The 12216-nt window shown below is 35.0% G+C and carries 15 protein-coding genes; all 15 read right to left on the bottom strand.

All coding sequences use genetic code 11. The features are described from left to right. Positions 1-177 precede the first annotated feature (177 nt). Complete coding sequence (gene atpC / locus N4A57_RS00660; protein WP_293655385.1) at positions 178-585, bottom strand: ATP synthase F1 subunit epsilon; 408 nt, start codon at positions 583-585, stop codon at positions 178-180. A 36-nt stretch (positions 586-621) separates the two neighbouring features. Continuing rightward, positions 622-2016 carry a F0F1 ATP synthase subunit beta gene (gene atpD / locus N4A57_RS00655; RefSeq protein ID WP_293655384.1) on the bottom strand — a complete coding sequence of 465 codons (1395 nt, stop codon included), beginning with the start codon at positions 2014-2016 and terminating at the stop codon, positions 622-624. Between the two features lie 39 nt (positions 2017-2055). Further along, the gene (atpG, locus tag N4A57_RS00650) at positions 2056-2916 is read right to left on the bottom strand and encodes an ATP synthase F1 subunit gamma (protein ID WP_293655383.1); all 861 of its coding nucleotides are present in this window, start codon (positions 2914-2916) and stop codon (positions 2056-2058) included. Between the two features lie 40 nt (positions 2917-2956). After that, positions 2957-4471 carry a F0F1 ATP synthase subunit alpha gene (gene atpA, locus N4A57_RS00645; RefSeq protein WP_293655382.1) on the bottom strand — a complete coding sequence of 505 codons (1515 nt, stop codon included), beginning with the start codon at positions 4469-4471 and terminating at the stop codon, positions 2957-2959. A gap of 20 nt (positions 4472-4491) precedes the next feature. Next, positions 4492-5034, bottom strand: a complete 543-nt coding sequence (locus tag N4A57_RS00640) for a F0F1 ATP synthase subunit delta (protein ID WP_293655380.1) — start codon at positions 5032-5034, stop codon at positions 4492-4494. Further along, a complete protein-coding gene (atpF, locus tag N4A57_RS00635; protein ID WP_293655379.1) occupies positions 5022-5534 on the bottom strand; it encodes a F0F1 ATP synthase subunit B in 513 nt (170 codons plus the stop codon). Before atpF ends, N4A57_RS00640 begins: the two co-directional genes overlap by 13 nt. Before the next feature lie 44 nt (positions 5535-5578). Next, positions 5579-5845, bottom strand: coding sequence for an ATP synthase F0 subunit C (gene atpE, locus N4A57_RS00630; protein WP_095134738.1), 267 nt, complete (start codon positions 5843-5845; stop codon positions 5579-5581). A 91-nt stretch (positions 5846-5936) separates the two neighbouring features. Continuing rightward, positions 5937-6488: an ATP synthase F0 subunit C gene (gene atpE / locus N4A57_RS18610; RefSeq protein WP_293655373.1), complete on the bottom strand. Its 552-nt coding sequence runs from the start codon at positions 6486-6488 to the stop codon at positions 5937-5939. A gap of 25 nt (positions 6489-6513) precedes the next feature. Further along, a complete protein-coding gene (atpB, locus tag N4A57_RS00620; protein ID WP_293655372.1) occupies positions 6514-7209 on the bottom strand; it encodes a F0F1 ATP synthase subunit A in 696 nt (231 codons plus the stop codon). Continuing rightward, positions 7209-7616, bottom strand: coding sequence for an ATP synthase subunit I (locus tag N4A57_RS00615; protein WP_293655371.1), 408 nt, complete (start codon positions 7614-7616; stop codon positions 7209-7211). The genes atpB and N4A57_RS00615 overlap by 1 nt, the downstream gene beginning before the upstream one ends. Before the next feature lie 162 nt (positions 7617-7778). After that, on the bottom strand, positions 7779-7994 hold the full coding sequence (locus N4A57_RS00610) for an AtpZ/AtpI family protein (RefSeq protein ID WP_293655370.1): 216 nt from the start codon (positions 7992-7994) through the stop codon (positions 7779-7781). 434 nt (positions 7995-8428) lie between these two features. Next, on the bottom strand, positions 8429-9079 hold the full coding sequence (locus N4A57_RS00605; protein ID WP_293655369.1) for a 3-oxoacid CoA-transferase subunit B: 651 nt from the start codon (positions 9077-9079) through the stop codon (positions 8429-8431). 3 nt (positions 9080-9082) lie between these two features. After that, positions 9083-9730 (bottom strand): CoA transferase subunit A, encoded by a 648-nt coding sequence (locus tag N4A57_RS00600; RefSeq protein ID WP_293655368.1) that lies wholly within the window; start codon positions 9728-9730, stop codon positions 9083-9085. Positions 9731-9925: 195 nt separating this feature from the next. Then, positions 9926-10744, bottom strand: coding sequence for a 3-keto-5-aminohexanoate cleavage protein (locus N4A57_RS00595; RefSeq protein WP_293655367.1), 819 nt, complete (start codon positions 10742-10744; stop codon positions 9926-9928). Positions 10745-10757: 13 nt separating this feature from the next. Next, the gene (locus N4A57_RS00590) at positions 10758-12125 is read right to left on the bottom strand and encodes an aspartate aminotransferase family protein (protein ID WP_293655366.1); all 1368 of its coding nucleotides are present in this window, start codon (positions 12123-12125) and stop codon (positions 10758-10760) included. Positions 12126-12216: the final 91 nt, after the last annotated feature.

Genomic DNA, 12216 nt, shown 5'->3' with positions numbered 1-12216 from the left:
AGCTGTTAGCTGTTAGCTGTTAGCTGTTTCGATTGTGGCATTTTAACTATGGCTTGTCAAGTTTTCTACTGCTATCCGCTAACTGCATACTGCTAACTTTCTCTTTAATATTTTTCACTTCTATTTTTATCTTTATACAACATAAAAACCTAGACCATTGGTCTAGGTTTATTATATTTATCTATCTTTCATAGTAACTAGCAAACGAGCTTTTGCACGTCTAATTGCATTTCTAGCTCTTTTTTTATCTATATTCTCATCAGAACTATCTAGGTTTTTCTCGGCTCTTTTTAAAGCTTCCTCAGCCCTTTTAACATCAATTTCATCTGGCCATTCACATGCATCTGCCACAATGGTAGTCTTTTCAGTTTTAACTTGAATAAACCCACCAGAACAAGCAGCTTCCTTGAATTTCCCCTCTTGTTTTATCTTAACAACACCTGGTGCCAAAGGACTTACCGTATGCATATGGTCTTTTAAAATACCTAAATCTCCACTTACAGTTCTAACTACTATTTCTTCAACTTCACCCTCAAAGAAATCGCGCTCAGGGGTTACTATTTCTAGCTTAAATGTAGAAGCCATTTCTTCACCTCCTAAAAAGACAAATGAACTTGCCCTCTAGCTCTCTTTCTTAGCTTTTTCTACAGCTTCGTCTATAGTTCCCACATAAAGGAAAGCAGACTCTGGTAAATCGTCGTGCTTACCATCTAAGATTTCAGTAAATCCTCTGATAGTTTCTTTGATAGGTACATATTTACCTTCCATACCAGTAAACTGCTCAGCAACTGAGAATGGTTGAGATAAGAATCTTTGTATTCTTCTAGCACGAGCTACTATTAACTTATCTTCATCAGTTAATTCGTCCATACCTAATATGGCTATAATATCTTGAAGTTCCTTATATCTTTGTAAAACTTCCTGAACTCTACGGGCAATAGTGTAGTGTTCTTCTCCAACTGTTGCTGGGTCCATAATTCTAGATGTGGAATCTAGTGGATCCACGGCTGGATAAATACCTAGGGACGCTATATCTCTAGATAATACAGTTTTTGCATCTAAGTGGGCAAATGTTGTAGCAGGAGCCGGGTCAGTTAAGTCATCAGCCGGTACGTATACTGCTTGAACAGATGTGATAGAACCTTTCTTAGTAGAAGTGATTCTCTCTTGTAGGGCACCCATCTCAGTAGCTAGTGTTGGTTGGTAACCAACGGCAGAAGGTATACGTCCAAGTAGGGCTGATACCTCTGAACCTGCTTGTGTGAAACGGAATATATTATCTATGAATAGAAGTACGTCTTGTCCTTCTCTATCTCTAAAATATTCAGCCATAGTAAGACCTGTTAATGCAACACGCATCCTAGATCCTGGAGGCTCATTCATCTGACCGAAAACTAGAGCAGTTTTATCAATAACTCCAGAATCAATCATCTCATGGTAAAGGTCATTACCTTCCCTTGTTCTTTCACCAACTCCGGCAAATACCGAAAGTCCACCATGTTGTTTTGCTATATTGTTAATAAGCTCCATGATAAGTACTGTCTTACCAACTCCAGCTCCTCCAAATAGACCGATCTTACCACCCTTAACGTAAGGTGCAAGTAAATCAACTACTTTTATACCCGTCTCAAATAATTGAGATGAAGTATCCTGTTCTTCAAAAGGAGGGGCCTCTCTATGAATAGGGAACTTTTCCTCTGAACCTACATCTCCCTTTTCATCTATAGCCTCGCCTAATACATTAAATAATCTTCCTAAAGTCTTTTGTCCTACAGGTACAGAAATTGGCGCTCCCGTATTAATTGCGTCTACTCCCCTTGTAAGACCATCAGTAGATGACATGGAAATACATCTTACAGTGTCATCTCCCACGTGTTGAGCAACTTCAGCAACGATTTTTTTTCCATTTAAATCTATTTCAATGGCATTTAGAAGCTCTGGTAAATTATCCGATTCAAATTTAATATCTAGTACAGGTCCGATAATTTGAATAACCTTACCTACATTATTAGCCATCTCAACTCACATCCTTTCTGTGAATATTGTTATCCATTCTTATTTCAACGCTTCTGCTCCTCCTACGATTTCTGCAATTTCTTGAGTTATCGCAGCCTGACGAGCTCTGTTGTAAGTTAGAGTAAGCTTATCAATCATTTCCTCTGCATTGTCAGTGGCATTTTCCATGGCAATTCTTCTTGCCGCTTGTTCACTGGCAGAAGACTCAGCCAATGCACCGTATAAACTACTCTCTATATATTTAGGTATGATGTAATCAAGTAATACTGCTGGTGAAGGTTCGTATGAAACATATTCATAATCATCAGTTGTATCTACTTTTTCATTTCCATCACTACTAAAAGGAAGTAGTTTTATCATGTCTGGTTCTTGATTTAATGTGCTCACAAATTGAGTGTACACTAAATACACTTCATCTACCATTTCCTTTTCATACAACTTAAGAGCTAATGAGCTAATTTTCTTAGCATGAGCATAAGTTGGCTTTTCTGATATTCCTATAAACTCTCCATCTATATCGTACTTTTTATTTCTAAAATAATCACGAGCCTTAGAACCAATAGTTATGACAGATACCTCATTCTTACCTTCCATACTCTCCAATGTTTTCTTTATAGCATTAATATTATACCCACCGCAAAGACCTCTGTCTGCAGTAATTACAATATAACCAGTTTTCTTCACTTCCCTAGCCTTAGTATACTTATGATTTAAGTCAGTAGCACTAGAAAATATATCTTGAACTGTTTCTTTTACCGTATGAAAATAAGGTTTTATCTTATCTGCCCTTTCTCTGGCACGTCTTAATTTTGACGTAGATACTAATTCCATAGCCTTAGTAATTTGCTTAGTACTATTTACACTTCGTATTCTACGCTTAATATCACGCATGCTTGCCATCTTCTCACCTCCAGCTCTACAGGGTTTTACATACTATTATCTATTCTTCTACTTTAAATAGGCCTTTAAATTCTTCTATGGCTGCCTTTAATTTTTCTTCTATTTCACTAGATAAATTACCCGTAGACTTGATAGTGTTTCCAATTTCATCATGGTTTTCATCCATAAACTTTAAAAATTCTGCTTCAAATCTCTTTATCTCACTAACAGGAAGATCTCTTAGGTACTTATTTACAGCAGCATAAATAATCATAACTTGGTGTTCTACCTTCATAGGCTCATATTGTGGCTGCTTTAATACTTCCATTAATCTTTCACCCTGTGCAAGTCTCTCTTGTGTATCGCGATCAAGGTCAGAACCAAACTGAGCAAAGGATGCAAGTTCTCTATATTGAGCAAGCTCTAATCTTATCTTACCAGCAACTTTTTTCATGGCCTTAATTTGAGCATCCCCACCAACCCTTGATACGGAAATACCAGAGTTAACAGCTGGACGTTGCCCTGCATAGAATAATTCTGATTCTAGGAATATCTGACCATCTGTAATAGAGATTACGTTAGTCGGAATATATGCCGAAACATCTCCTGCTTGTGTTTCAATCAGTGGAAGGGCTGTTAAAGATCCTCCACCTAATTTATCACTAAGCTTTGCAGCTCTTTCTAGTAATCTTGAATGTAAGTAGAATACATCTCCAGGATATGCTTCTCTTCCTGGTGGACGACGAAGTAATAATGACATGGCACGATATGCAACGGCATGCTTAGATAAATCATCATATATTACTAATACATCCTTACCTTGGTGCATAAACTCTTCTCCCATGGCACACCCTGCATAAGGAGCTATATATTGAAGTGGAGCTAGTTCACTGGCAGTAGCAGACACTACTATGGTATAATCCATTGCTCCATTATCTTCTAGAGTTTTTACTATTTGGGCAACAGTAGATTTCTTTTGTCCAATAGCAACATATATACAAATAACATTTTCTTTCTTTTGATTAATGATAGTATCCACTGCTACGGCAGTTTTACCCGTTTCACGGTCTCCGATTATTAACTCACGTTGACCACGTCCAATTGGAATCATAGAATCTATAGCCTTGATTCCCGTTTGTAATGGTTGATGTACTGATTTTCTTTCAATAACACCTGGTGCTGCAGTTTCTACTGGTCTGTATTTGTCAGTTTTAATAGGTCCCTTTCCGTCAATTCCTTGACCTAGGGAATTTACAACTCTTCCTAAAAGACTATCTCCAACAGGAACTTCTACAATCCTTCCCGTTTGCTTTACAACGTCACCTTCTTTAATGTTCGCATCAGATCCCATTAAAACGCAACCTATATTATCCTCTTCTAAGTTAAGAGCCATTCCGTAAATTCCACCTGGGAATTCTAAAAGTTCTCCTGCCATACACTTTTCAAGACCGTGAATTCTTGCAATACCGTCTCCTACCTGAATAACAGTTCCAACATCTTTAACTTCTAATTTACTTTCATATCTTTTAATCTGCTCTTTTATAATCGAGCTGATTTCTTCAGGTCTAAGGTTCACTATGTATCACCCCTATCAGCTTATACTATTATTTGTGCAAGTTCTTCAGCTAGGTTATCTAAACGATTCTTAATAGTATCATCAAATACCTTGTCTCCTACTCTCACACGTATTCCACCCATTATGGATGGATCCACATTATTTTCCAACTTAACCTTTTTATTTGTTACAATAGATAATTTTTCTTCTAATTTCTTTAATGTGTCATTATCTAACTTGATGGCACTATCCACAAGACCATCTACAATTCCATAATATTCATTTGCCATTTTCTCATAGGCTTTTACTATATCATAGAACTTATTTATTCTTCTTTTATCTAATAATACCTTAATAAAATTAACTATTTCTTCACTTACATTACCTTTGAAAATATTATCAGTTATTACCTTTTTTTCTTCCTTGTTTATCTTAGGAGTTTTGTATAATCTAAAAAGATCTTCATTTTCATCAAATGATTTTCTAATAAAATTTAACTCTTCTAAAAATTTGTCTATACTTTTACCTTCAAGTCCTACATCATAAAGGGCCTGAGCATAGGTTTTTGCTACTAATTCTGCCATGAGCTATCCCCTACCTCATCAATAAAATTCTCTATCAATTCTTTATGAGTATTTTCATTAAGTTCCTTATTTAAAACTTTAGAAGTAGCCGCAACAACTAATGAAGAAATAGAATCCTTAATCTCAGCTGTAGCCTTTTGCTTTTCCCTTTCGATTTCAACTTCAGCTTTATCCATTCTTCTTCTAGCCTCAACTTGCGCTTCCTTTACAATTTCATCATACTTAACTTGAGCAACTTTAGTTTTTTCCCTTATAATTTGTCTACCTTCTTCTTGCACATTAGAAAGTTTATTCTTATAATCACTTAAAAGTTCCTCAGCTTGTCTGTTTTTATCTTCCGCTTTCTTTATACTCGATTCTATTTCGTTTGTTCTATTATTCATAAATTCAGAAACTGGCTTAAATAATAATTTCTTCATAACCCAGAATAGAATCAAAAAGTTCACCACTTGAAAAGCGGCAGTCCAACTAAGTTCGACTAATCCAGCTTTCATAACCATATATTGCTGCCTCCCTTCATTTTAAGCTAATCCATTTTTGTGAATTATAATAATCCTACTAATGGATTTGCAAATAATAAAATTAAGGCAATAATTAATCCATAAATACCAGTTGTCTCTGCAACAGCAGCTCCAAGTAACATAGTTTTAATAATATCTCCTTGTGCCTCTGGTTGTCTTCCAACTCCCTCTGCACCTTTACCTGCAGCATATCCCTGCCCGATTCCAGGTCCAATACCCGCTATCATTGCTAATCCTGCTCCGATTGCTGAACATGCTAATATTAACGCTTTTCCTGTAATAGGTTCCATAATAAAATTCCTCCTTCATTATTGAAAAAACATATTCATCTCTTTGTTTTTGATTTAGTCTTTAGGGTCTATACCCCTAACATGTGTTTTTCTACATTAATTTAATAAGTGGGTTTGCAAACATTAATATGAGTGCAACTATAAGGGCATAAATACCTGTAGTCTGAGCCACAGCCTGACCTAAAATCATAGTCTTTAATATGCCTGATTTTTGTTTAGGTCTTCTTCCAACACCTTCTGCACCTTTACCAGCAGCATAACCTTGTCCAACTCCAGGCCCTATACCACCTATCATGGCAAAACCTGCTCCTATTGCTGATGCTGCCAATATTAATTTGTGACCTGTTTGATTTATGATTGGGTTACCAAACAGTAAGATTAAAGCTATAACTAGGGATAAAATACCTGAAGTTTCTGCAATACCTGCTCCAAGTAGCATTACCATAGTTGCATCCTTTGAGGATTTTGGGTTTATACTTGTTGCCTCAGCACCTTTACCAGCAGCATAACCTTGTCCAATTCCAGGTCCAATACCTGCTATCATGGCAAGTCCTGCTCCTATTGCTGATGCTGCCAATATTAAAACCTTTGTATCAAATGAAAGTAGCCAGTCTATAAAAATCGTTATGAAGTTACCCTCCATCATTTCACCTCCAGTCTGACCTTTCTTAATCGATAGCCATTGCTACAAATACCATTGTTAGCATGGCAAATATGAATGATTGTAACACCCCAGAGAATACATCAAAATAGATGTGAAGGGGTACTGGGATTGCTGTTTGCAAAAATGGGATAGAACTTCCAAGTAATGTACTTGCATATCCTAAACCAGAATATAGTAGTGACATTATAATAAGTCCACCAACTATATTACCAAACAAACGGAAACCTAATGAAATAGGTGTAGCTAACTCTCCAATTAAATTAAGAGGTAACATAACAAAAAATGGCTCTGTAAATCCCTTTAAATAACCTCCTACACCCTTAGATTTCATTCCAAATCCATGGATCATAAAGAATGTTAGAAAAGCCAGGGCCATTGTAGTGTTTGCATCTGCTGTAGGTGGTCTTAATGATGTTAAACCTAGCAGATTTGCAAATACTAAGTAAATCATAAGAGTTCCTATGTAAGGAGCAAATCCAATTTTATCTTTTCCCATAGTTTGTGATACTAATCCATAGATTCCATCTACTAGAGCTTCTACACCACCTTGAAAGCCCTTTGGTATCTTACTTAAATTCTTTCCTGCCACATAAGAAAAGATTATTAGAAATATCATGATTATCCAAGTATTAGTTACAGTCTCCGTAATAGGTATTCCTCCTATTTGGAAAATAATTCTTGGGCCAAATCCTCCATCCACTATTTGTCCTCCTTTCTGCCAAAAATCCTCATATAATAAGCTTTATCATTAAACAGATTAGTACTTAATATTACTATTTTAATAAGTACTAACCCTATTATTACCCCAATTACATTTAAATACTCCGCCTTAATTGCCACATATAAAACTAATCCTGTTATTATATATCTAACAAAATATCTACTTGTGACATATACTTGGGCTTGTCTCGGCTCCATCTGGGATGCCTTCTCTAGGGTCATAGCTAATAATCTAAAGTTTAGGATACCTATAATAGTTCCAAATATTAAAGCCATTATTATGGGCTTTGAATTATCAAATAATATGGTAGCTATTGTTCCTATAACAAATGCAGATAATATAGTATATTTATAAGTCTTAAGTTGCAAGTCTCTTGTAAAGGACAAAACTGCACTTCCCTTCTTAAATTATTCCCTTCCATGAACTGTCACTTTGATTGCATCGCGAATAATTAGTTGCATTAATTAGAATGTATAGTGTTTTCTCACTTTTCGAATGATGTAAATTTTTAGAATTTTCATTTTGTAGATTCAATTTTTTCATATTGGTCATTTTTTTTCGTCAAAATTTTTCATGATCAGTTTGTATATATTTAGAAAAGCACTTATTACTCCTAATATTATGAATATTAACATGAAGATATATCTAGTTCCCATAAATCCGTCTAAATACTTACCTATGTAGAGGCATCCTCCTATGGTCACTACCATTATTATGCCTAATTGACTTACCAATGTAAGATTTTTAAATATTTCTCTTTTCATTTTAGTCATTCCCCTAATAATAATTATAGCACTTGTGTAAAAATATACAAGTGTCCTTTTGTTGTCATATTTTTCACATTTTTTCTACAATTTTCTACCCTTTGCAATATATCATATCACAACTTTCAAATCATATATCTTATTTTTTTATTAAGATACATACATAGTCTTCATAATTTTTGTGAAAACATTTTCCAAAACCCTTGTATAAACTTGCTTAAACCTACATTTATTAATATGATCATATTTATTTAAAACTCATGAATAAGTATTCATTAATTAGGATTATTTTTAAGAAGTTTTATATTTTTTTAACAATCATGATTATTTTTTTAGTCATGATTATATATTTTCCAAAAAAAGTTTTGCAATTTTTTTTTACAAACTTTCAAAATAAATAAAGTCCCATACATAGTATGGGACTTTTCACTTTATTATATTTCCATTTTCTTTAAGTTTTCAGAAATTATTAATTCTGCTTCTGTAGCATTTTTTACATCTTCAACAGAAAATTCTGGATTGATCTCAACAAGAACAATTCCATCTTTAGTTACTTCCATAACTCCCATTTCTGTAATAATCATGTTAACTTGATTTGCTGCTGTTAATGGTAATTTACACTCTTTTAATATCTTAGGCTTTCCTTTAGCCGTATGAGTCATAGATATGATAACCTTTTTAGCTCCTACAACTAAATCCATAGCACCACCCATTCCAGGAACCATTTTCCCAGGAATCATCCAGTTTGCTAGGTTTCCTTGTGCATCTACTTGTAATGCACCTAAAACTGTTACATCCACATGTCCTCCCCTTATAATAGAGAATGACATGGCACTGTCAAAAAATGCAGCTCCAGGAACAGCTGTTACAGGCTGTCCTCCAGCATTTACAAGATCCATATCAACATCTTCTTCAGCTGGGGCAGGTCCTAGACCTACAAATCCATTTTCAGATTGAAATGTAACATCCATATCAGAAGGTATGTAGTTAGCAACCATAGTAGGTAGTCCAATACCTAAGTTTACCACATCTCCATCGTGTAATTCCTGTGCAACTCTCTTAGCGATAATTTCTTTAACATTCATCTTCTACACCTCCACAATATAATCTACAAATAGAGCTGGAGTCATAACGTCAGAAGCATCTATTTCGCCAATTTCTACTACTTTCTCCGCTCCCACTATAACTGTATCTGCAGCTGTAGCCATAAGTGGATTAAAGTTTTTAGTTGCTTTATTGAAATATAGATTACCTTTTTTGTCTGCTATTGAAGCTCCTACTAAAGCAATATCAGCTCTTAAAGGCTTCTCTAGTAAGTATACCTTACCGTCTACTTCAATTTTTTCTTTTCCTTCTTCTACTATAGTACCTACTCCTGTAGGAGTTAAAATTCCTCCAAGACCATTTCCACCAGCGCGTACTCTTTCAGCTAGTGTTCCCTGTGGTACTAATTCACATTCTATTTCACCAGAATTCATTTGAACTCCCACTTCTGGATTTAACCCTACATGTGATGCAATAAGTTTCTTAACTTGTTTATTTACTACAAGTTTTCCAATTCCTCTGTCTGGGAATCCTCCATCATTACCTATAATAGTTAAATCTTTTACACCTTTTTGTACTAAAGCGTCCATAAATTTTTCTGGTGTTCCACAAGCCATAAATCCACCGATCATAATAGTCATACCATCTTTGATTTGATTCATAGCTTCTTCTAGTGTTGTAATCTTGCTCATATAAACACCCCCGTTTTTATATTAATTAACAATTGTATTACAACTGTATTGCCACCTTATATATTGTAACACATTTATGTGAAAATGATTGCCCTTTTTAAAATTTATTTCAAAATTATTGGTAACAATTATTAGTTGGCAGATTACTGGAAATTATAAATTTCTTGTGACCTGCCAACTGTCACTAATAATTTATTATTTTATTCCTAATATTACTCTTGCTTCCTCTGGAGTAGCTATTTCTCTTCCAAATTCCTTAGCAATTCTAACAACCCTTTCTACTAGGATGGCATTAGAAGCTAATGTATCTTTATCATATTTAATTACATCTTCAAGACCAGTTCTCACATGACCACCTAACATAATTGCCATGGCAATCATATCTACTTGGCATCTACCAATTCCAGATACGGAGAATGTGGATCCTGCTGGTAGAGATTCTACCATATGAAGCAAGTTCTTTGGAGTACCAGCTATGGACCCTGGCACATTCATAACTAGGTTAAAATGCACAGGTGCCTTTAATATACCCTTTTTTATAAATCTTTTGGCATTATCAATCATACCCATATCAAAGGCTTCAACCTCTGGCTTAAGATTATTATCATACATTTTTTTAGCTAAATCCTTAATTAAATCAGGTGAATTGGCATTTACACTTGTTGGGAAGTTTGAAGAACCAGTAGCCAAACTTGCCATTTCAGCTCCAGGTATATCTAACATCTGACCTCTGTACTCAAATGTATTTTCTCCACCACGAGCACCTGTAGATACTTGTCTTATAATATCCACATTATCTTCATCTAATCTTCTTAAAACTTCTTGGAATAATTCTCTCTTACTCGTTGGTTTTTCATTTTCGTCCCTTACATGGATATGGGCCACAGCAGCACCTAATTCTCTACATTTTTTAATATCCTCTACTATTTCATCTATTGTAACAGGTGTATGAGGATTTAATTCCTTTGTAGGAACATTTCCAGTATGTGCAATGGTTATAACTAATTTCTCCATGGGTAGCCTCCTTTTATATTTCATATCCTAATTCTTTACAAGTCCTTTTGATTCCAGCTTCAAATGAAGCGAATAACTCATCTACTTCTTCCTTTGTTATATTAACAGGTGGTGCTATTAGGCAGTGGTCTCCCCTTACTCCATCTACACTTCCTCCACCAGGATAAATTACTAAACCTTCTTCTAAGCACTGATTAGTTAACATGCCCTTTACTGCCTTTTTAGGGTCAAATGGTTCCTTAGTATCTTGGTTTTTAACGAATTCAATACCAATCATTAATCCCTTACCTCTAATATCACCTACTATAGGATATTTGTATAGGGTCTGTATTTTTTCCATCAGGTAATCTCCCATGGTAGCAGCATTTTCTACAAATCCATCCCTTTCCATTATTTCAATTACTTTGTGTGCAATTCCACAAGATAATGGATTTCCTGCATAAGTGTGTCCGTGAACAAAATGTCCAGAACCTTCTACCATTATTGTATTAAATATTTTATCACTGGAAATACAAGCTCCCATTGGAGTATATCCACAACTCATTCCCTTAGCAGTAGTTATAATATCTGGAACCACACCAAAATGCTCCATAGCAAATCGCTTACCAGTTCTACCAAATCCAGCCATTACCTCATCTACTATTAATAATACGTCATACTTATGACAAATAGCTCTAACCATTTCAAAATAAGTCTTAGTAGGATGAACTCCTGGTGCTGCCGATCCTACCACTGGTTCTGTAATAAATGCAGCCACATTATCTGCTCCAATTCTTACTATTTCAGCTTCTAGTGCCTCAGCAGCCTTTATACTAGTTTCTTCTAGTGTTTCACATGCCCAAGGATTTCTATAGTGATAAAATTGTGGAATCTTAGGGAAATTAATTAGCATTGGGTCATATATTTTTCTTCTTCCAGTGATACCTGTCATTGATAGGGATCCCATAGTATTTCCATGGAATGAATTCCATTTAGAGATAACTTTCCACTTAGAACTTGATACTCCATCCCTTTCAACAAAGTATTGTCTGGCCATTTTTATAGCAGTTTCAGTAGATTCAGAACCACCAGATACGAAGTATACATGATTTAAATCTCCTGGTGCCCACTCTGCCACTTTAGCTGCACAATTTTCAATAGAGTCTACGGTCCATCTAGAAAGATGTGTAAATGCAATCCTTTCCACATGTTCTTTAACATACTCTGCCACTTCCTTATTTCCATGTCCTATATTGGCTACAGCTGATCCTGAACAACCATCTAGATACTTCTTTCCATTTTCATCATAAAGGTAAACACCTTCTCCTTTTACAATCTTTGGATAATGCCAATTTTGATTTCTGTAAAACACATGGTTTTTAGGTGCCTTATTAAGACTCATACTTAACTCCCCTTTTTATTTTAATTTTTTTGTTTATATTCTTATATTTTAATGGCACACAAAAAAAATCCAGCAAAGAGACATAACTACC

The sequence above is a fragment of the Anaeromicrobium sp. genome, from assembly GCF_025210435.1.
Classification (GTDB): Bacteria; Bacillota; Clostridia; order Peptostreptococcales; family Thermotaleaceae; genus Anaeromicrobium.
The sequence above is the reverse complement of the archived record's forward strand: the minus strand, read 5'-3'. Positions and strand labels throughout refer to the sequence as shown.